Source organism: Gemmatimonadota bacterium, from assembly GCA_009835325.1.
Classification (GTDB): Bacteria; JAAXHH01; JAAXHH01; order JAAXHH01; family JAAXHH01; genus JAAXHH01.
This window is the reverse complement of record VXWP01000083.1, coordinates 1-21,430: the sequence shown is the minus strand read 5'-3', so window position 1 is coordinate 21,430 and position 21,430 is coordinate 1. Positions and strand designations below refer to the sequence as shown.

The window sequence follows — 21,430 nt, the reverse complement described above, 5'->3', positions numbered from 1 at the left end:
AGATTCCTCGACCGGACGCCGGCCCTGCGAATGTCGCGCTCAAACTGATGCTCATATCGTCATACCGGTGCTCGGGTACCCAGGCAGGCGCTCAGGTTGAATACGCCCCGGGACGCGTGCCCACGATCCTCCATGCGACCCGGACGTCGCGCATAGCGGTGCTTCACACGAGCATGCCAGGCCAAACGGAAAGACAGCGCTGATTGTGGCTACGAAAACCTATGGTTCGCTGCCATACACCGAACCGGACCACCTCGTCCGGGATTTCGCCAGTCGCGGCATCGTTGCACTGCCGCCCGAAAGCCTCGGCATCCCCGAAGAGATTCACCAACGCATATATATGCTGGAGAAACAGGCCTACCTGGCAAGAAAACCGGTGACACCGGGCGGCATACCGGAAGTCCTAGAAGTCATCAACGCGCCGGGCGTGGTCGAGGCCTGCAACCGGATTGTTGGCCGGAACTGGGCCATCGTCCCCTTTACACACAACGCCTCATTCGCGAGTGGCGCCCGGGACCAGCACTGGCACAAGGACGACAACGGACCGTACAACGGCCGCAAGCAGCGCCATCATCAGGCCGTGCAGATCGAGATGCTCTACTATCCCCAGGACGTGACCGAAGTCATGGGTCCCACGGCCACCATACCCTACTCGCACTACTGGACGTTCAACCACGAAGAAAACCACGACAATTTCGCGGGCGCCGACCATCTCGATTTCGAATATCAGATCAGCGGGATGGAGGGCATCCCGGTGAGCGGCCCCGATTCCGAATATGACTGGGAGGACGTCGTCCACCGGCGTACGGCCCACGACATCCGGATGCGGGAAGCCGTGGCGAACACGGGTTGGCCCCTCGTGAAAACCCTCGAAGCGGCTCCGCTGCGGGCCGGAAGCGTGCTGCTTTATTCCCACAATACGTTCCACCGGGGGAACCACCGGAGAGACGACTGGCGCCTGTGGGACGACCATCCCCGCTTCATGTGGCGTTTCTGGATATACCGGACCACAGAACCGGACGGTGATGACAGCGATGATCCCGGAGAAGTTGCCTGGCGTGAACTCGGCGTGGATCCACTGACCGGGGTCGATCTGCGGGAGGCGAACGAGGACACGACCGTGGTCTGGAGATATCACAATCACTGGATGCGGACGGGGCGGACGCCGCCGCTACGGTCCGAAGCCCGGGCCCTGTCCGCGAAGGGGCGGGAAACCGAGGCCGGCGAATTGGCAGCACAGTTGCACGTCATGGGCGACGAAGCGGAACCTCTGCGTATCGGTGCAGCCTATAAGCTGGCCTCGATCGGAGACGACGCACTGGCCGTCCAACATCTCGGCGCAGCGATTTACAGCCACCGGGAGAGTGTCCGCCGCGCGGCAACCTACGGCCTGATCGCCGTCGGTGAGCAGTCCACGGCAACCTTTGTCGAAGCAACGAAGTCACCGATTAAATGGATCAGGAAGGCCGGTGTCTACGGATTGGGCGACTGTGCGCCGCTTACCGGCGAAGTACTGGCCGCCGCCGCTTCGCTGCTGCATCACGACCCCTCTGTCTATGTCCGTGCCGTCGCCGCGGGGACGCTGGGCTGCCTCGGTCGACGCGCCGCGCGGACGGGCGTTGGGCGGTCCCTGGTGCCCCGGTGTCTCGAGGCATTGGTCCGCAGTCTCGATGACGAAGAAAACCGGTTGAGCATGGACCTGGCCCAGCAGCGGAGCATCAAGTTCGTTCGGCCCACCGACGAGTGCGACATCTGTGAGGGAAACGGCGTCGACATGGGTCTCGAGCGATTTGATCCGGTGCGCTCCGCGGTGCGGGAGAACGCCCTCTGGTCCATGGTCATCCTCTGTTCCCACGGGCCACGCCTGGCGGAAGACGCCCTGGATCCCACTATCGATGCCCTGACAGAGGTGGTGCGCAGCGACCGCAACGTCATCTGCGTGGGGTTCGCCATGGACGCCCTCAATCGCCTGGCCAACCTGGAAACCGGAGGGCCGGAAACCGGTGGGCCCACACCGGCATCCCTCGACCGGCTGCGCGGGGATCTTCTCCCGTTGCTTGGCGAGTCCCCCATCCGGTGCTGGGAAGCGCTCGTACGCGGCGGCCTGAGTACGGAATTCCTTTCCGCGTTCTCAGATTCCGGCTAGCCCGGTAGTCCGCTTACCTTTCCGCTATTCACGCAGCGCATCGAACGCCCCGGACCGTACCGCGCGATGCCATGTTGCCAGGTGACTGCCGTGCCCCACATCCTCGTCGACAACATCGTCAAGACCTTCCGGATCGCCCAGCGGCGCCCCGGCCTCTGGGGCGCGCTACACGGGGTCGTGCGCCGCGAATACCGGACGATCAAGGCCCTGGACCGCGTCTCCTTCGAACTGGATCCGGGAGAACTGGTGGGCTATATCGGTCCCAACGGGGCGGGCAAGTCCACGACCGTAAAAGTCCTCTCCGGCATCCTGGTGCCCGATTCGGGACGGTGCGAGATCGACGGCCGCATCCCGTGGCGCAACCGGATTGCCAATGCGGCCAATATCGGCGTGGTGTTCGGCCAGCGGACCCAGTTGTGGTGGGATCTGCCCGTTATCGAGTCCTTCGATCTGCTTCGGGACATCTACCGGATTGGGAGCGGCGATTACGAACGGGCCCGGGACGAACTCGCGGCGCTCATGGATCTGGAACCGCTTTACGACGTCCCGGTGCGCCAGCTCAGCCTCGGTCAACGCATGCGTTGCGACCTTGCCGCGGCCCTGCTGCACGCGCCTTCGGTGCTCTTCCTGGACGAGCCCACCATCGGCCTGGACGCCGTTTCCAAGCTTGCCGTGCGGGATTTCATCAAGCGGCTGAACCGGGAACGGGGTGTCACCGTCGTGCTGACCACCCATGACATGGACGACATCGAGGCCCTTTGCGACCGGGTGATGGTGATCGGACACGGGAAGATCCTGTCCGACAGCACGCTGGACGACCTTCGCGCCCGCGTCACCCGGGAGCGCCGCCTCATCATTGACCTGCTCGACGAAGGCCAGGCGATCGAGGATCCGGACGTTACCTTCATCTCGCGCAGCGGCAACCGTGTCCACCTGCAGTTCGATCCGGACCGCGTCCGGACGGCCGCCCTGATCAGCAGGATCACGGCGAAGTACGCCATCAAGGACCTGTTCGTCGAGAACCCGCCCATCGAAGAGATCATTTCACGGCTTTATGACGAACACGAACTCCGCTAATCCCTGACAGGCATGATGCAATCGTTCGTTCTCCCCTACACCGCCGTGCTGTCCGCCCGGTTCCGGATGATCCTCCAGTACCGGGCCGCGGCCATTGCCGGGTTCGTCACGCAGATCGGGTGGGGCGCGATCCGCGTCATGGCCATGGAGGCGTTCTACCGGTCCACGAGCGCCCCCCAGCCCATGCACCTCGAGGACGTGGTGACCTATATCTGGCTGGGCCAGGCGCTGCTCGGTCTGCTGCCGTGGAATCCCGATACGGAGATCCGCGCCATGGTGCGGTCGGGTACGGTGGCCTATGAACTCGTCCGGCCCGTGAACCTCTACACCTACTGGTTTTCCCGGTCGATGGCATTCCGGCTCGCGCCTACCTTCATGCGTTCCATCCCACTTGCGATACTTGCGTTGGTGTTTTTCGGGATGCAGGCGCCCGCCTCGCCCGAAGCCCTGGTATTCTGGCTGGCGGCGACCCTCGGCGCGGTGCTGCTCAGTACGGCCCTCACCGTGATCCTGTCCATCACGTTGATGTGGACGATATCGGGGGAAGGCGTGTCCTTTCTGGTCTCACCGGTCATCTATCTGCTGGCGGGGATGGTCATCCCCCTGCCGCTTTTCCCCGACTGGGCGCAACGCGTACTCGAAATCCTGCCGTTCCGCGGCATCTGCGACGCGCCGTTCAGGCTGTACATGGGCCATATCCCGGCCACGGAAGCCTGGGCCGTGCTGATACACCAGCTTATCTGGATCGTCATCCTGGTCGCATTCGGCGCATGGCTGCTCTCCAGAGCAACCCGCCGGCTCGTCGTTCAGGGAGGTTGACGCATGGCGAACCCTCTTGTGCTGTATACCCAATACGTAAGCGTATCCCTGCGCAGCCAGATGCAATACCGCGTTTCCTTCCTGTTGGGCACGGTGGGGCAGCTGCTCGGCACGGGGGTGGAGTTCATCGGCATTCTGGCTCTGTTCGACCGTTTCGGCAGCCTAATCCAGTGGTCGCTCGCCGAGGTCGCCTTCTTCTACGGGATCGTCAACGTGGCCTTTGCCTTCACCGATGCGTTATCCCGCGGTTTCGACCATGTGGGCCAACTGGTTCGCACCGGCGAGTTCGACCGCATGCTGCTCCGGCCGCGGAGCACCGTGCTCCAGCTGATCGGCCAGGAATTCACGCTGAAGAGGCTTGGGCGATTCCTGCAGGGCGGCGCCATCCTGCTCTGGGCAGCGCTCTATCTGGACATCGACTGGTCTCCATCGGTCGCGGCCCTTACCGTGGTCACCGTATGCTGCGGCGCCTGCTTCTTTCTGGGACTGTTCATCAATATCGGCACGGTGTCCTTCTGGACCACGGAGACGCTCGAGCTCATGAACGTGTTGACCTACGGCGGCATCGAGGCTTCGAAATACCCGCTGGCCATATACAGAGCCTGGTTCCGCCGGTTCTTCACCATGGTGATCCCCATGGGCTGTGTGACCTATTTCCCGGTCCTGGCGATTCTCGGAAAGCCCGATCCGCTGGGCACGTCACTCGCGTTTCAGTACGCGGCGCCCTTGTTCGGCCTGCTCTATTTCATCCTGTCGCTGTTTATCTGGCGACTCGGACTCCGGCACTATCGTTCGACGGGCAGCTAGCGCGGAAGCCATCTCGACGGCCCGGTCGGCGCGCCGTCCTTCTTGACGATATTCCAGGCCGCCTGTTTATTGGTCCGATATGGCGAACAACAGGCAATATCGATCCAAGACACTGTTCGTGGGTACCCGCGGGGTCAAGGAGTACCGGGCCAGCATACCCCGCTGGGTGAACGGTTCCGATATCGTCCTGGAAATCGGCTGCGAATGGGGCACGACCACCACGATCATCGCCGAACACGCCGCGACCGTCATCGGCACGGACGTCAGCCCGGTGGTCATCGAACGGGCACGGGAACGCCACCCCCACATCCGGTTTGAAACGCTGGACGCCTTCGACGTGCGGTCCGCGCTCGAACTGAACGAGGACTTTAACAAGATCTACATCGACATGTCGGGGATATCCGGTTACCGATCGCTGCTGGACCTGATCGCCCTGCTGAACAGCTACGCCGCCGTTTTGAGACCGGAAGCGATCGTGGTCAAGAGCGGCGCCCTGAAGCACTTCGCCTCCCGTTGCATTCCCTTCGGGGATGATGGAGCCTGGCAGGAGCGAGGACATGACCGCCGGTAAACCTCGCGACGCCCATCGGCGAAAGACGGGCATCCTCGTCCACGGATACAATCTGCATGCCGGCCAGTGGGAGGACGTGACCTGGGGCGCACCGCCGGAACGGATCGGCCGCGTGCCCATGGGCGTGCTTGTGGCCCTGAGCGAGCAGGCGGACGTGATGGTCTTCGGTTCGGGCGCTTCGGAAAAGGACGGGTTGCTCGAATCCGAGGCGACGGCCCGGTTGTTGTGGGAACGGTTCGACGAACTCGCCGGATTCGCGGTTTTCAAAGGCTGGGAGACCGAATCGACCCGTCCTCCCGCGACCGGCCGGTTCAGGCAGCAGATCGAATCCATACTGCACCTGGACCGGAAGTCGAAGAATACCCGAGATGAAATCGCCTATGCCGGGCGGGTTTTTGTCGACCGGGACGTGGAACGGGTCATCCTGGTTTCGAGCCCGACCCATCTGCCGCGGTGCCTGAGGGACGCCTGTGCCATCTACGGGGAAGACGGGGGCATGTCAGGCCTGCTGCGGGAACTTTACGCCGCGCCGAGCGTCACCGGATACCCGGGGTACACGGCGGAAGACGTCGCCATATTCGAGCCGCCGCATCGTCCGGACCGCCCGGGCGGCGTGGACAGCCGAGGCGGAACGGCCAGCCGGGGCGGGAAGGACCACCAGGACCGCCCGGACCGTTCGGGGGCGGACTTGAGCCGAGTGGTAGCCCGGGTGCACGACATACCGGAAAACCAGCGGGTAAGTTTCGTCCGGCGCCTGGATGACCTGCTTCAGGAATTCGAGGTGTAGACGCCGGTCCGGCAGACACCGGTCCCGCGACTTAATCAGAAAAAGCGAGAGGACAATCACGAGGAGCCAGGCATGATGACCCCGGAACAGCGGTACCTTTTCGACGTGTTCGGCTACCTGCACATCGAGAACGCGCTATCAAAGCAGGAGCTCGAAACCTGCCAGCGTGCATCGGCCCGATACATGAACACGCCCGAGGACAAACTGCCGCCGGGATTCGGGTTCGACGGCAAGCGCCACCTCCACGGCTTCGCCTTCGACAAGTCGCTTGAGGCCCTCACCCGCCATCCGTCGATCTGGCCCATCGTGCGGGAACTCACCAACGACAAGCCCCGGCTGATCAGCGGCACGCTCCAGGTGGACCGCCCCGGGGAACCGGCCGTGGGGGGCCTGCACTGCGCACGGGAGGGTTTCGGCTGGGAAAGCACCCGCTACGAGACCCATCATGGACGGGTCTACTGCGACGACATCATCGTGTTTCCCTACCTGGACGACGTATTACCCGGAGACGGCGGCCTCATCGTGCTGCCCGGATCCCACAAGGCCAATTTCCCCCGGCCGGACAGCCTGTTCAACAACGGACTCATGCACGGCGTGGAGGACCTCGCGCCGGGCGTGGTCAACATCACGCCCCGGGCGGGCGACATCATCGTGACTTCCGAGCTCATGACCCACGGCATCCTCGAATGGCGGCCCGGTGACCGGATCCGGCGCATCCTGGTGCTTCGGTACAAGCCCCAGCACGCCGGACTGGCCATGCCGTTTCCGGATGAGATCAAGGCCGTGCTGTCCCCCGAAACGCTGGAACTGATCGAGACCGCCCATTATAACCACGTCAAGGACATCGTCAAGGACGACACGGACGGCGGCCCGGAGGACGACCCGGTGGGCGACCCGGATGACGGACGGCAAGGGGTAGCCCCATGAAAATCCGGAATATCCGCGCCTTCCCCGTGGACCTGTCCCGGGCCAGGAAGGCGAAAAAGACATCGCTGCAACGAGAAGGACGCCAACCGTCGGGCCCCATGGACCGCTACCCGGAATACCGGGGCAGGCGCGGGGACGCGGGACCCTCCTGGCCTTCCGCGGCGTGTATCGTGGAAGCGGACGACGGTACTTTCGGACTGGGACTGACCCAGCATAGCGGTCCCGTCCTCCCGATAGTCAACGAGCATTTCAGGCCGCTATTGACGGGGCAGTCCGTCATGGCCACGGAAAAGTGCTACGATCTCATGGTTCGCGCGAGCGCTGCCTACGGAAGCCAGGGCGCGACGAGCTACGCCATCAGCGCCGTGGATCTGGCCTTGTGGGATCTGAAAGGAAAGCTGCTGGGCCGGCCCGTGTATGAACTGCTCGGTGGACCGCAGAAGGACCGCATCTTCTGCTACGCCACGGGGTTCGATATCGCGTGGTACCTCGAACTGGGATTCAAAGCGGTAAAACTCCCCATGCCGTTTGGTCCGGACGATGGAATCGACGGATTGAACAGAGCGGTGGAGATGGTGGAGGAAACCAGGGCCGCGATCGGAAACGATGTCGAGTTGATGCTGGACTGCTGGATGGCGCTGGACGTGGAATACGCTGTGCGGCTCGGCGAATCGCTGAGGCCCTACAGGCTGAAGTGGCTGGAGGACTACCTCATGCCCCACGACCTGGACGGGTTCGCCGCCGTCCGCCGGCGATTGCCCGGGCAGGGCCTCGCGACCGGAGAACACTGGTACCTGGCCGAACCGTTTCTGTATGCCGCGGAGCACCGGCTGGTGGATATCTTCCAACCGGACGTCAAGTGGTGCGGCGGGCTTTCCGCCGCGGTCCGCATCTGCCACATTGCGGAAGCTGCGGGCCTGACCGTCGCCCCGCACGGCGCCATGAACGATCCCTACGGCCAGCACCTGGTCTTCGCCATGCCCGCGGCCCGTTGGGGAGAACGTTCCAGCGGGGTCTCTCCACCCGGAGTGCCCCTGTCCGACATGGTTGAGCTGCCGGGAACCGCCGTGATCGAAGACGGCTGCCTGGTCCCGAGCGACGCACCGGGATTCGGGATCGAAGCGGACCGGGCCTGGCTGGACCGCGTGGCCGTCTGAGCCTATTCTACGTTCACGTGGCCGTCTGAGCCTAATCCCCGGCCTTTAGGTCTTCGGAATCCGGCGAGAGATGAATCGTCCGGGTGGGGAAGGCCATCTCGAGTCCGAGCGATTCGACGATCTCCATGATCTTCAGATTGACGTCCTCCCTGATCCGCAGATAATCCTCCCACACCGTCGTCGCGGTGAAGTAGTAGACCATGATGTCGAGCGAGTTCTCGGAAATCTCGTTGAACCGCACGAGCATGGTCGATTCCTGGCTGACCTCGGGATGGTTCCGCAGCAGTTTCTCAATCCTTGAAACCGCCTCTCTCATCGCGTCGGACGGCGTATCGTAGGTGAGTCCCACCGTGATCCAGACCCGGCGGTACGGACGGGACGAGATATTGTCGATCACGAATTCAGCCAGTCGGTTGTTGGGGATGGCGACAAGGGTCTGTTCGAAGGTCCGTATCCGGGTACTGCGGAATCCAATGCTTTCCACCACGCCTTCGATTTCCCGGTCCGGCGAAACAATCCAGTCTCCCGCCACGAAGGGCCGGTCGACCAGCAGCATGATGGACCCGAAGACGTCGGCCAGGGTCTTCTGGGCGGCGAGGGCCACGGCCAGTCCGCCGATCCCCAGGCCGGCCAGCAGGCCGGACACCGAGTAGCCCAGGTTCTGCAGGATCATGAGTGCGGCGAGGATCCACACCATAATCTGCAACGCCCGTTCGACAAGGGGCACGAGGTGGTCGTCCAGGGCCGTATCGGTCTTGAGCGCCCACTCCTTTAGCATCGACGTAAAGACGTTGACGCATCGGAAGATCATCCAGGCCGTCAGAAGGGAAAAGGGCACCCAGAATCCGGCCCGCAGCACCCCCATGACCATCTCGGGCGGACGCAGCGTATAGATGGCGAGGTAGAGACCCAGCACGACGATCACCCATTCGAGGGGTTTCTCCACCGCCATGATCAGCATGTCGTCGAGTTGGGTCGAGGTAACGCGCGCCAGCCGTTTGGCGACGCGGGTCATCAGGTGCTTGAACACCCATTTCACGACAAAGGTTCCCAGGAGAATCGCGAAGGTGATGGCGAGTTCCTGGCCTGACCACTGCCACGATTGTTCAAGGAGGTTGACGACGGTATCCATAGTCCCTTCCTTCCCGCCGGGGCCGGTACTTCCGGCATTTTTTTGTCGCATCGCCGGCGCCGATGCATATATTTCAAGGGCTGTTATCTTAACGTATGGCCCGTGGACTGTCAAGTTGAGGTCCCCTGGCAGGGATGCCGGGAACGGGGAACATCAAGAAGGAGGAAGGGTGTGTCGACGCGCGCCATAGTCCTGTTTTTAACGGCCGTATTCATCGGCCTGACCGCCGTGCTTTGCGACGGCTCCGGAATTCCGGAACCGCCCAGGTACACGGGCGATCTCCCGGAGCTTCAATCGCGCGGCGTCGTCCGCGTCATCGTCCGGCCGGACGCTGTCGACCATTTGCCCCGTAACGCGGAACCGGTCGAGCTCGACCATGACATCGCGCGGGACATAGCCGAATCGCTGAAACTGGATTTACGGCTCGTCACCGTCGAGGACCACCAGTCCATGGTCGACAAGCTCCTGCTGGGCGAAGGAGACCTCATCGCCGCGAATCTCACCGATACGCCGGAACGGATGGAGAAAGCGGCCTTTTCCGTACCCTATCACTTTGTAGATGAATACCTGATTGTCCCCGCCGGCGAAAGCGTCCCGGACAGTCTCGGTGATCTGAACGGCATGGCGATAAGCGTTCGAGCGTCCAGTTCGTACTACCAGACGCTGCTGGAATTGCAGAAGCAGGTGCCCGGTCTGCGTATTAACACCGTACCTGAAACCCTGCTGACGGAAAGCATCATCGACGGGGTCGCCCGCGGCGAGTACGAGGCGACGGTCTGCGACAACAACCTGTGGTACGCCGTGGCGACCGCGTACGACGAGCTGGCCGCGCCGCTTGCGCTTTCGGTAAACCGTGAGGTCGTCCTGCTGATGCGGCCGGGAGACGATGAGCTTAAGGAGAAAGTCGACGAGATCCTGCTTGCCAGGCAGATATCGCCCACGCGCGAGCGCGTGTACACCGATGACCTGGACGGATTGAAGAAACGCGGCCGCCTGCGCATGATCACGCGAAACAACGCGCTTACCTACTTCATCCACCGCGGCATGCAGGTCGGCTACGAATATGAACTCCTGAAAGAATTCGCCAGGCGGAACGACCTGCGGCTGGAAATCGTCATACCGGATGACCACGCCAAACTGCTCGACTACCTGAACGAGGGTAAGGGTGACGTCGTCGCCGCGGCCATGACGATCAATGAAGAACGGGTGGCCGCGGCCGCATTCACGACGCCGTATAACGACGTGGATGAAGTGGTGGTCGTGCGCTCCGATGAAGAGGGCATCACAGGCTTCGGGGATCTCGCCGGACGAGCGGTGCACGTCCGCGGCAGTTCATCGTTTCTCGCACCGCTTCGCGCTGCTGCCGATTCCGTGGAAGGCCTGGAGATCGTCGAGCTGCCGGGCGACGTCGAGACGGAGGAAATCTTGTTCGGTGTCGAGGACGGCACTTACGACGTGACCCTGGCAGACTCGAATCTGCTGGAAGTGGAACAGGCGTACGGACACGACCTGAAGGCCGCGTTCAGCATCGGGCCCGCGTCTTTGGGATGGGCCGTGCGCAAGGAAAATTCCGCGCTTCTCGCAGCCCTCGACCAGTACATCCGCCAGGAGAAGCGGGGACTGTTCTTCAACCTGATGCGAAAGAAGTACTTCGAGAACATACGTACCATCGCCAAGGCCAAGGACTCGCTGCGGGTCGACCTGAGCGGACAGTTGTCGCCATTCGACGACCACGTAAAGAAGTACGCCGGCCATTACGGCCAGGACTGGCGCCTTGTTACCGCGCAGATGTACCAGGAATCCAGGTTCGATCCGGACGCCGTGAGCTGGGTAGGCGCCCAGGGACTCATGCAGGTGATGCCGGCCACGGGAGAGCAGATGGGATTCACCGAGCTGCATGACCCGGAAGTAGGCATCCATGCCGGTGTGAAGTACATGGACCATCTCCTGGGCCGGTTCGACCCGAAACTGCCGATGGAAACGCGGGTGCACTTCGCGCTTGCGTCCTACAATGTCGGATACGGCCATCTCCTCGACGCCCGCCGCCTGGCCAGGGAGAAGGGATGGGACAGCAACCGGTGGTTCGGAAACGTCGAAGAAGCCATGCTGCTCCTTTCCAGGCCCGAGTATTACAGCCGGGCCCGGTACGGATTCTGCCGGGGAGGACAGCCGGTACATTACGTCGAGAACATCCAGCAGTACTATGACGCCTACCTGGAAGTACTCGCCTCGGCCGACCCGGTTCGAACCGACGAATCAACCCGCCCGGAGCCACTCGCGCTCGACGGTCCGCTCAGGCCGGTCCGCCCGGACCGCCCGGCCCAGCACGACACCACGACCGAACTCGCCATCCCGGAATAGCCCACAGTCGGAGCTTCCCATGAATTCCGACGTCCGAGACCCGACCCGCAAGGAACCCTGGCAGCATCTTCAGGCGCTCATCCAGGCCGAATCGCGGCACGTGCTGCCATCCTACATCGGGTCGCTTACGGCCACCGAACTGGCACGGGCCGTCTCGCGTCTGAGCCAGGAAGAACACACCCGGCTGCTCGGCCTCCTGTCGCCCCAGGATGCGGCGGAGTTGATCGACCGCATCGAGGACGTGCAGGCGGTCGACCTGATCGAGGACCTTTCACCCGCCGACGCCGCGGCGATCGTGGACGAGATGTACAGCGACGCCCAGGCCGATCTGCTTGGAGGTCTCAAGGACGAGGAAGCGGAAGCCATTCTCGAGGCGATGCCGGACGAAAGGGCCGAGGAAGTCCGGCAATTGCTGCAATATCCGGACGAAACGGCCGGCGGGATCATGCTGACCGAGTTCGTATCCTATCCCGTTGACTTTTCCGTGCAGGACGTGATCGAGGACCTGCGGAACCGTCACGACGAATACGTCGGTTACGACGTGCAGTACCTGTACGTATCGGACGGGGCGAAGCTATCGGGCGTGCTGCGGCTGCGTGACGTGCTGATGGCCCTGCCCGCACAGCGACTCACCGAAATCATGGTGGAAGATCCCGTGCGCGTCAACGTGCTTACCCCGCTCGAGCAGATGCGCGACCTCTTCGAAACCTACACCTACCTCGGGCTGCCGGTCACGAACGAAGAAGGCAGGCTGGTCGGCGTGGTACGGGCCGCGGACGTGCAGGAAAAACTGACGGAACAGACCGAAAGCGAGTTCCTCAAGACCAGCGGAATCGTGGGCGGAGAGGAACTGCGCAGCATGCCCGTCCTGACGAGGTCCTCGCGACGGTTGTCCTGGCTCAGCGTCAACGTCGTCCTGAACATCCTGGCCGCGAGCGTCATCGTCTTGTACCAGGACACGCTGGAAGCGGCGATCATCCTGGCGGTCTTTCTTCCCATTATTTCGGACATGAGCGGATGCTCGGGCAACCAGGCGGTCGCGGTGAGCATCCGGGAACTCGCCCTGGGGCTCGTACGGCCCGGGGAGATCCTGCGGGTCCTCGCCAGGGAAGCCTCCGTCGGCCTCATGAACGGCGTGGTCCTCGGCGCATTGCTCGCCGGCGCCACCCTTTTGTGGCAGGGGAATCCCTACCTGGGCGTCGTTGTCGGTACCGCCCTGGCGGCCAACACGTTGCTGGCGGCGTGTCTGGGAGGATGCATTCCCCTGGCGCTTCGGGCGATAAAGGCCGATCCCGCGCTGGCGTCAGGCCCCATGCTCACGACGGTAACGGACATGTGCGGCTTCTTTCTCCTGCTGAGCCTGGCGCAGTTCATGTTGCCTAAACTGGTCTGAAAAAGGGATATCAACCGTGCATCCAGGTATTACCCGCGTCATAAGCAGCCTACGCAAAGCGAGCCGGTTCATCGGCACCGAGATCTGGCACATCAACACCCGAGGGCTGTCCAGGCTGCACGCGCTCCTCGTGCGTGTCGCCAAGACGATGATCTTCCTGTATCACCAGTTCTGGGAGGACCGCATACTGACCCGTGCTTCGGCCCTGACCCTCTCGAGCCTGCTGGCCCTGGTCCCTCTACTCGCTATCGTATTCACCGTGTACCAGAGCCTGGGACTCCCCGTGGACTTCGAACCTACCTTGAGAGAATGGCTGAGTCCCCTGGGCAGTGACGGCGACGTCGTGGCCACGCAGATCATGGATTTCCTGGCCAACGCCCAGACCGGCACGCTGGGTTACATCGGGCTGGTGGTGCTCATGTTCGCCGTGCTGGGCATCCTGGCGAATATCGAGGAATCCTATAACGACATCTGGCACGTGCGGCGCATGCGAAGCTGGAGACAGCGACTGGCGAGCTACCTGGCGCTTCTGCTCATCGGACCGCTGATCATTACGGGCGTCGTGACTTTCATGGGATCGTCGAACAGCATTGCCTTACTGGCCAACTTCGAAAGGATTGCGGGCTTCTCGCCCCTGTCCGTCCTGCTGATCGGACTCTTCTTTTCTCTGATCATCTGGTCGGTACCCAATACCCGGGTTTCCATACGGGCCGCCCTGGTTGGCGGTGTGATATCGGGATGTGGCTGGATTCTGCTTAACCGGTTATTCGCCCAGTTGATTGCGGACACGACGCAGGCGGGGGCGCGGGAGATCCTGTTCGCCGGTTTCGCCGCCCTGCCGCTGTTTTTGATCTGGCTGTACCTGGGCTGGGTGATCCTGCTGCTCGGAGCGATCCTGGCTCATTCCATCCAGAACGTGGGAATTATGGAGTGGAGGCAGTCTGAGCGGGTCCACGGGACGGCACTGCGAAGCTACATCAACGTCCTCGCCTTTCTCTACATCATCCGCAATTTCGTGGAAGACAACAAGCCGACCAGGCTGGACCGGCTTTCCGGACAGACCGGGGCACCGGAGAACGTGCTTGACGAGATGCTCTCGGCCTACGTGGATTCAGGACTGCTTACGCGCAAATCGGGGTACCACATCACCTACACGCCCGCCGCTTCGCCGGAGGACCTATCCCTGCGTTCCCTCCTGAACGTACTCTACCATCCGGGACCGCTCCCCGACCGCTTCCAGAGCGTGGATCCGCTGAACGCCCTGGCCCGGGACCTGCTGCAGTACTACCGGACGTCCTACCATTATCCCCTCGACCAGTCCCTCACGGACACGGTACTCTCTCTCACACCGCCGCGGAAGACACCCGGTGAGTCCGCCGAGGACGGGGCTTAGGTTTCCGGATCTTCCCTGGGTTCTGGATCTTCCCGGGTATCTGGATCTTCAGTAGGAAATCGGAGCCTGCCGCAACCCCTCCAGGCTGCAGCCGTGCGGCAGGTCGTGGCCCTTGACCGTGCGGAAGAAATCTTCCATCCCGAGCAGGAAGGGTTCGATGTACTCCCGCGAACCGGCCTTTCCCATGTGTCCGACGCGCAGGGCGTCCCGGGCGAACTCTCCCATGGCCTGGGCCGCCAGGAACCCGTGGTTGCGGAGCAGGTAGGTGCGCAGTTCCGCGGCTTCGGACACGTCCGGATGGACCCGGAAGGTGGTCACCGTACAGGACGCGGCGGCATCGGCCACGATGGGCGTGCACCCCACCGCGCGCAACCCGGCACGGACCACGGATCGGGCCCACGCGTACCGGGCCCAGTGACCTTCCAGCGTCTCCCGGTGCAGGATTCTTTTCAGGCTGGCATGCAGGGAGACGATCAGGCTGCTGGCCTGGGTCGTGGGATAGGGATGCTCTCCCGAAGATTCGGACGCCCGTTTCCAGACGGAGAGGTCGTAGTACCAGCCGCGGTGCGCGCTGTCCTTGGCGCGAATGATGTCCCACGCCCGGTCGCTGACCGCAAGGATGCCCAGTCCGGGCGCGGTCTCCAGGGCCTTGTTGGAGGAGGTCACAGCCACGTCGATCCCCAGTTCGTCCACGGGGATGTCGTAGCCTCCCAGGGCCGACACGCCGTCCACGAAAAAGGGCAGGTCGAATTCACGGGCCAGGCCGGCGTAGGCCTCCAGCGGATTCTGCACGCCCGTACCGGTGTCATTCGCAACCACGACCAGGCCGGCGGCCTGGGGGTGACGTTTCAGGGCGCTACGCATTTTGTCCGGATCGCCGGGCTCGCCCCAGGGGTCGTCCACGGCGATGACCTCGCTACGGAAGGCCTTCAGGATTTCGACGAGGCGATTGGCGAACGGTCCGTTGGTCACCACCGCCACCTGTTCTCCGGGCTGGAAGAGACTGCTGAGACCAGCGTCAAGCGCGCCCGAACCGGGGGCCGTCATGATGATCACGTCGTTGCGGGTCTGGAAAACGGTCCGGAGCATCGATACGGTTTCTTCGTAGATGGGTCCGAAGTCTTCACCGTAGTGAGGCAACACCTGCTGGCTGAGCGCCTCCAGGGTATCCTCCCAGATATCGATGGGACCGGGCAGCAACAATTTGGGACGGGTCATGGGCACGTTCAATCCAGTTTCACGTCGGGATACTTGGCGATGATTTCGTTGATCGCGCTGATGAACCGGTCTATGTCGTCGTAGGAATCGTAGAAATGGGTGGACACCCTGAAGAACGACTGGCCATCCACCCCGAGGGCGGTGACCTCGATCTTGTAGTCGCTCCAGAGATACTGGCATACCTTCGACAGGTCGATGCCTTCGATCGAGAAACTGGAAATGAACCCGGACATGGATTCATCCATCGGGATCGTGAGGCGGGCCCCCCTTATTCGCTCGACCGCCTGGGCCTTCAGGTACCGCGCCAGGCCGAGGCAGTAGGGCCGGATCCTGCTATCCCAGCCGATTTCCTCCTGGTAGTCGATGGCGTCTCCCAGGCCCGCGTGGTGGGTCAGGTCCCGGGTCCCGTTCACGTCGTAGCGGCTGGCCGAATCGGTTTCGCGCATGTTGTGGCCGATAATCACGGGCCGGATCCGGTTCTGGTACTTTTCGTCCATGTAGAGGAACCCCACGCCCTTCGGCGCCAGCAGCCACTTGTGGGAACTGCTGGCGTAGAAGTCGCATCCGACTTCGGACAGGTCCAGGGGAACCATCCCCACGGCGTGTGCGCCGTCCACCATGGCCACGGCCCCGTGGCCATGGGCCAGGCGGGTCAGTTCCGTGATGGGAGCCACCAGTCCGGTCGTGAAATACACGTGACTGAAGATCACGACGCTGGTATTCTCCGTGATGCCCGCCGAATAGGCGTCCACGATGTCCTGTGGCGAGGACGGCGGAATGGGCAGGGAAACATAGTTCAGGTTCAGGCCGTCCCGCTCGGCCAGCCATGTCCACAGGGCACGGACGGCGGGGTATTCCTGGTCGCTGAGCAGCACGTCGCTGCCCCGTTCCCAGATCAGGCCCTGGCCGGGTATGTTCATGCCCATCGTCGTGTTCAGCACGAGGGCGATCCGGTCCGGGGTCGTCCCCACGAACCTGGCCAGCTTCTCCCTGGATGCCTCCACCAGGGGCCTGAGCAAGTCTCCGTGCCGTCGGTTCAGTGGATCTGCCTCGAATTCCCGCATCAGGTCGATGATGCGTTCGATGACCGGCCTGGCGGACGGACCTACCGTTCCGCCCTGCAGATAGGTCACGTCGTCCATCAGGTAGAACTGTTTCCGGATCTCCGACCAATAGGCCGCTTCTTCGGCAGTGATGGGATGCGTGGGTGTGGTCATGGGTAGTCCCGGATAGCGTGAATGGACGGGTTGCCGACCGATACAAGACAACCCGTCTATTCTAAAGTCGCCCCCCTGTGGTGTCAAGACGATACGACCCGTTTCACCGGCATAAAAGCCTTGTCTATGCTGGGTTACCACCTAACTTGTCCAGGTTGGTCATCCACCTTAGAGTATCAGCATGCCGGGTTGTTGACGGAAGTCCGTTTCAGACCGGTTATTGAAAAGGAGAATCAAGGCCGATGCGAGGAAACAGGGTGCTGGAAAAACTGCGGGCCGGCGAAGTCGCCCACGTGGTCGGCGGCCACAGCCATACGGCGAATTCCATCGATTTCATGGGGCAGTTCGGTTTCGACGGCTACTGGATTGAGGGAGAACACGGGGACATCACCTTCGACCGTATCGGAGACGTATCCCGGGCATGCGACCTGTGGAACATGGCGTCGGTGATGCGGGTGCACGCCAACGAGACCGGGTTGATCGGCCGTACGCTGGACTGTGGCGTCAGCGGGCTTGTCGTCCCCCACGTGAGCAGCGCCGAGGCGGCGGAACGGGTGGTACGGGCCAGCCGGTTCGCCCCGGCCGGCATGCGGGGCATGTACTTCAATCGGCGCGGTTACGGCACCGAGAACAGCGAGTTCATCGCGAAGGTGAACGATGAGATCCTCGTCATCGTCCTCATCGAGGAAATCGAGGCCGTGGAGAACCTGGACGAGATCCTCGCCGTGGACCACATCGACGTGTTCTTCGTCGCCCCGGGGGACCTGGCCCAGACCATGGGCTATCCCGGAGAGATGTACCGTCCCGAGGTAAAGAAGGTGGTATCCGATACCCTGGCGCGGATCGTCGCGGCCGGCCGGAACGCCGGGTCGCTCGTAGGCGACGAGACCTTCGAAGCCCACGCCGAGATCGGCGTCCGGTTCTTCTTCACCGTGTATGACCACTGGCTCCGGGCCGGCGCCAAAGCCTACTGGGACCGGGTCGAGGCGTTGAAGTAACCTCGGGCCAAAAGAAGTAAACGCAGGTCGGCAGCCCGCGCTGTCAGCCAATCCGCCGTCACCCGCCCGGCGATCACCCGCCCGGTGGTTACCCGATCCACCGTCACCCGACGTGCTGTCCCACGCCTTCGGCTTTCGCCCGCTCATAAACGACCGCGGCCACGGCCACGTCCTCCACGGCCAGACCCTGGGATTCGAAGAGCGTAATGTCGTCGGGCTCGATACGGCCGGGCACGTGGCCGGCGACCACGTCGGCCAGTTCGTGTATGCGGTCCCAGTGGAGGATCCCCTTTTCCACCGGCTCGAGCAGGTCTCCGCACTCCACCTTCGCCTGCTCCCTGGAATCGACGGCCACCACCCTGGCCCGCCGGACCGTCTCCGCGTCGATCTCGCTGCGAACGAGCGCGTTGGAACCGGCGGCATTCACGTGGGCGCCGGGTGCCAGCCACGCGCCTTCCAGCACCGGCTTTGCCGAACTGGTGATCGTGACGACCACCTCCGCTTCCTCCACGCAGGCCCGGGCCGAATCGACCGGCTGTATCCGCACACCAAGGGTCTCGCTCATCTCCCGACAGTAGGTCTCCCGTCGCGTCCGGTCCCGCCCGTAGGCCTTTACGGAGGTTACCCCGCGTACGCCGCAGATCGCCGCGAGCTGGCTTCGGGCCTGCCACCCCGTACCGATAACCCCCACACTGGACGCGTCTTTCCGGGCCATGTACTTCGTCGCCACGCCGCTCGCCGCGCCCGTTCGCATCTGACCGAGGCGGTCGGCCTCGATCGCGGCCAGCAGTTCCCCAGTGTCCTCCCGGAAGAGCAACACGACGAACTTCGCGCCGTGCCGCGTGGTCGTATAGGCTTTCAACCCGGTTAGATTCAACGCCGGTATCCCCCCGGACATTACGTGGAGCGTATGGCCCGGCAGCCGGACCCTGGAACGGGGGATGTTCACCGCCTTCCCCGATCCGAGTCCGCCGAAGGCCTGTTCGACTGCGCGCAGCGCGTCGTCCATGGACAGTAAGCAGCTTACCTGGTCTTCGTCGATGTACAGCATATCATGCCCTCCGTTCGGTCGAGTGCGAGCCGGCGACCTGACCACCGGCGCCCGGACGCCGGCGACCTGACGCCATGATATCCGGTACGTCGACGAGGTGTCAAGACCAATGTCCCGGCAGCGTACACGGGACGCGTACTGCGACGGAACCGGTCCGCCTTGACAGCTACTGACCGCATGGTATCTTCAGTTTCGTCATGCCACTGACCCTCCAAGCAGTACGAGACCGGTTTCCCGCACTCCAGTATCGCGATTTCCGGCTCCTGTGGTCCGGCCAGGTCGTTTCACTCACCGGATCCCGCATGCAGCAGACCGCGGTGCTGTGGCACATGTATCAGTTGACCGAATCCGCGTATGCCCTTGGCGCGATGGCGGTTATACGACTCATACCCATCCTTGTCCTTTCTCCGTTGGCCGGTGTAATTGCGGACACGCACGACCGCCGGCGCGTACTGCTCATCGCCCAATGCGGCCTCGCCCTGATCAGTACCACGCTGGCATGGATTACGTGGTCGAGACAGGATTCCGCCACGGCACTCTACGTGATCACCGCCATCAGCGCGGGGATCGGTTGCTTCAGCAGTCCGGCCAAGAACGCCATGGTGCCCAACCTCGTGGCCCGGCGGCATCTCGCCAACGCCATGAGCATCAATATCACCGCGTCCCACGTGGCCTCGGTGACCGGACCGGGCGTGGCCGGCCTGATCCTGGCCACGGGCTCCATCGCGACCGTCTACTGGATCAACACCGTTTCCTTCGCCTTCATGATCGTGCCGATCCTGATGATGCGCACCGTACACCGGAGCATCGGGAGCGTGACGCGGGTCAGCTTCGCCGCGGCCCTCGACGGTCTCAGGTTCATAAAGCGGTCGCCCATCATCCGTTCGGCGATGGTGCTGGATTTCACCGCCACCTTCTTCGCTTCCGCCACCTCGCTGCTGCCCATCTTCGCCACGGAAGTGCTGGGCGTGGGGGAACGGGGATACGGCCTGCTCTCGGCGGCCCCGGCGATCGGCGCCGTGCTGACCGGCGCGCTCATGTCCACCTTCCCCGTGATCTCCGGCCAGGGCCGGCTGCTGTTCAAGGCGGTGGGCTGCTACGCGCTGGCCACCGTGGTCTTCGGCATTTCATCCAGCTTCTGGCTCACCTTCGCGGCGCTGCTGCTGACCGGCGCCTTCGACACGATAAGCATGGTGCTGCGCCATACCATCATGCAACTGTCGACCCCGGACGAACTGCGCGGCCGCATGACCTCGGTAAACATGATGTTCGTCATGGGAGGCCCCCGGCTCGGCGAGGCCGAAGCCGGACTGGTGGCGGGACTCGCCGGCGCGCCGTTCTCCGTAGTCACCGGCGGGATCGGCTGTCTTGCGGCCGTCGCCGTCATTGCCTGGCGGTCGCCCGCGCTGAGAAGGTACGACGGCCAGCGATAGCACGGAACAAGGAGGATGTTTCATGATCTACGATGTGCATTCGCATGCCTGGAGGTATCCCGATCACTTCAACGATACCTTCCGGGCGCAGGCCATCCGCATGCGGGGTTACGAACTGGACCTGACGCCGTCGTACGAAAGCTATCTGGCCTCGGCGCGAAACGCCGGAGCACCCGTGAAGACCGTGGTCTTCGGCGGAAAAGCGAGGCTGTCGGGGCTGTGGACGCCCGACCGCTACGTGGCGGAGTACTGCGCGGCGTACCCCGATCAGACGATTCCTTTCATGTCGCTGGACCCCACCCAGGACGGTTGGAGAGAGGAAATGATCGAAGGCCGGGAGCACCTGGGCATGCGGGGCATCAAGCTGCTGCCCATGTACGCCGGGTTCTATCCCCAGGACCCCGAACTCGACGACCTGTGGCGCTACGCCGCCTTAAACGGACTGCCCGTCCTGCTGCACACCGGCACCACGTTCGTGGACCAGGCGCCGCTGGACTGCACGCTGCCCCGCCACCTGGACGCCGTCGCCATCAAGTATCCCGACTGCAGGATAATCATGGCCCACCTCGGCCATCCCTACGAAGGGGAAACGGTGGCGGTCATCCGCAAGCATCCCAATGTATACGCCGATATCTCGGGGCTGCATTACCGTCCCTTCCAGTTCTATCACAGTCTCATGCTCGTCCAGGAATACGGGGTATGGAACAAGCTGCTTTTCGGCACCGATTACCCGGTCACGACGGTGGACGACACGCTCCGCGACCTGCGCGGCCTGAACGCCATGCTCGAGGGCACGAGACTGCCCCGCCTGGACGAAACGGAAATGGAAGGGATGATTCACCGCGACGCGGGGGAGATACTGGGCATCGATTGACCGGCCGAGCCGCGGCCGGATGCCGTCAGTGCCGGCCGGGCCGCTGCCGACTCACGCGCGGCACGCATC

18 protein-coding genes are annotated in these 21,430 nt (G+C 63.1%); 14 read left to right on the top strand and 4 right to left on the bottom strand.

Features of this window, described 5'->3' with window-relative positions:
• Nucleotides 1-205 precede the first annotated feature (205 nt).
• The 8 genes from F4Z81_11010 to F4Z81_10975 all read left to right on the top strand — a co-directional run bounded on the left by F4Z81_11010 (nt 206) and on the right by F4Z81_10975 (nt 8,291).
• Nucleotides 206-2,146: a hypothetical protein gene (locus F4Z81_11010; protein ID MXW05585.1), complete on the top strand. Its 1,941-nt coding sequence runs from the start codon at nt 206-208 to the stop codon at nt 2,144-2,146.
• Nucleotides 2,147-2,236: 90 nt separating this feature from the next.
• Nucleotides 2,237-3,223, top strand: coding sequence for an ATP-binding cassette domain-containing protein (locus F4Z81_11005; GenBank protein ID MXW05584.1), 987 nt, complete (start codon nt 2,237-2,239; stop codon nt 3,221-3,223).
• A gap of 12 nt (nt 3,224-3,235) precedes the next feature.
• Nucleotides 3,236-4,042, top strand: a complete 807-nt coding sequence (locus F4Z81_11000) for a hypothetical protein (protein MXW05583.1) — start codon at nt 3,236-3,238, stop codon at nt 4,040-4,042.
• Nucleotides 4,043-4,045: 3 nt separating this feature from the next.
• A complete protein-coding gene (locus F4Z81_10995) occupies nt 4,046-4,849 on the top strand; it encodes an ABC transporter permease (protein MXW05582.1) in 804 nt (267 codons plus the stop codon).
• Between the two features lie 79 nt (nt 4,850-4,928).
• Nucleotides 4,929-5,420, top strand: a complete 492-nt coding sequence (locus F4Z81_10990) for a class I SAM-dependent methyltransferase (protein MXW05581.1) — start codon at nt 4,929-4,931, stop codon at nt 5,418-5,420.
• Entirely contained in the window at nt 5,380-6,207 is an 828-nt protein-coding gene (locus tag F4Z81_10985; GenBank protein ID MXW05580.1) for a hypothetical protein, read from the top strand. Before F4Z81_10990 ends, F4Z81_10985 begins: the two co-directional genes overlap by 41 nt.
• A 72-nt stretch (nt 6,208-6,279) precedes the next feature.
• Nucleotides 6,280-7,134: a phytanoyl-CoA dioxygenase family protein gene (locus F4Z81_10980; protein MXW05579.1), complete on the top strand. Its 855-nt coding sequence runs from the start codon at nt 6,280-6,282 to the stop codon at nt 7,132-7,134.
• On the top strand, nt 7,131-8,291 hold the full coding sequence (locus F4Z81_10975; GenBank protein MXW05578.1) for an L-rhamnonate dehydratase: 1,161 nt from the start codon (nt 7,131-7,133) through the stop codon (nt 8,289-8,291). The genes F4Z81_10980 and F4Z81_10975 overlap by 4 nt, the downstream gene beginning before the upstream one ends.
• Before the next feature lie 31 nt (nt 8,292-8,322).
• Here the strand turns inward: F4Z81_10975 and F4Z81_10970 are convergent, their stop codons facing one another.
• Nucleotides 8,323-9,474 (bottom strand): mechanosensitive ion channel family protein, encoded by a 1,152-nt coding sequence (locus tag F4Z81_10970; GenBank protein MXW05577.1) that lies wholly within the window; start codon nt 9,472-9,474, stop codon nt 8,323-8,325.
• Nucleotides 9,475-9,594: 120 nt separating this feature from the next.
• Here F4Z81_10970 and F4Z81_10965 point away from each other — a divergent pair, with 120 nt between their 5' ends.
• The 3 genes from F4Z81_10965 to F4Z81_10955 are packed head-to-tail and all read left to right on the top strand — an operon-like array spanning nt 9,595 to nt 14,570.
• Complete coding sequence (locus tag F4Z81_10965) at nt 9,595-11,784, top strand: transporter substrate-binding domain-containing protein (protein MXW05576.1); 2,190 nt, start codon at nt 9,595-9,597, stop codon at nt 11,782-11,784.
• Between the two features lie 19 nt (nt 11,785-11,803).
• On the top strand, nt 11,804-13,177 hold the full coding sequence (gene mgtE, locus F4Z81_10960; GenBank protein ID MXW05575.1) for a magnesium transporter: 1,374 nt from the start codon (nt 11,804-11,806) through the stop codon (nt 13,175-13,177).
• Nucleotides 13,178-13,193: 16 nt separating this feature from the next.
• On the top strand, nt 13,194-14,570 hold the full coding sequence (locus F4Z81_10955; GenBank protein ID MXW05574.1) for a YihY/virulence factor BrkB family protein: 1,377 nt from the start codon (nt 13,194-13,196) through the stop codon (nt 14,568-14,570).
• 48 nt (nt 14,571-14,618) lie between these two features.
• On the opposite strand, the gene F4Z81_10950 is transcribed toward F4Z81_10955, so the two are convergent.
• Both F4Z81_10950 and F4Z81_10945 read right to left on the bottom strand, forming a co-directional pair.
• Entirely contained in the window at nt 14,619-15,968 is a 1,350-nt protein-coding gene (locus F4Z81_10950) for an alanine--glyoxylate aminotransferase family protein (GenBank protein MXW05573.1), read from the bottom strand.
• Complete coding sequence (locus F4Z81_10945; GenBank protein ID MXW05572.1) at nt 15,797-17,005, bottom strand: aminotransferase class V-fold PLP-dependent enzyme; 1,209 nt, start codon at nt 17,003-17,005, stop codon at nt 15,797-15,799. The genes F4Z81_10950 and F4Z81_10945 overlap by 172 nt, the downstream gene beginning before the upstream one ends.
• 242 nt (nt 17,006-17,247) lie before the next feature.
• Between F4Z81_10945 and F4Z81_10940 the strand changes: the two genes are divergently transcribed.
• Nucleotides 17,248-18,003 carry a hypothetical protein gene (locus tag F4Z81_10940; protein MXW05571.1) on the top strand — a complete coding sequence of 252 codons (756 nt, stop codon included), beginning with the start codon at nt 17,248-17,250 and terminating at the stop codon, nt 18,001-18,003.
• Between the two features lie 103 nt (nt 18,004-18,106).
• Here the strand turns inward: F4Z81_10940 and F4Z81_10935 are convergent, their stop codons facing one another.
• Nucleotides 18,107-19,054, bottom strand: a complete 948-nt coding sequence (locus F4Z81_10935; GenBank protein MXW05570.1) for an ornithine cyclodeaminase family protein — start codon at nt 19,052-19,054, stop codon at nt 18,107-18,109.
• 197 nt (nt 19,055-19,251) lie between these two features.
• Between F4Z81_10935 and F4Z81_10930 the strand changes: the two genes are divergently transcribed.
• Both F4Z81_10930 and F4Z81_10925 read left to right on the top strand, forming a co-directional pair.
• Nucleotides 19,252-20,487 carry an MFS transporter gene (locus F4Z81_10930; GenBank protein MXW05569.1) on the top strand — a complete coding sequence of 412 codons (1,236 nt, stop codon included), beginning with the start codon at nt 19,252-19,254 and terminating at the stop codon, nt 20,485-20,487.
• A gap of 22 nt (nt 20,488-20,509) precedes the next feature.
• The gene (locus F4Z81_10925) at nt 20,510-21,361 is read left to right on the top strand and encodes an amidohydrolase (protein ID MXW05568.1); all 852 of its coding nucleotides are present in this window, start codon (nt 20,510-20,512) and stop codon (nt 21,359-21,361) included.
• The last annotated feature ends 69 nt before the right edge of the window (nt 21,362-21,430 follow it).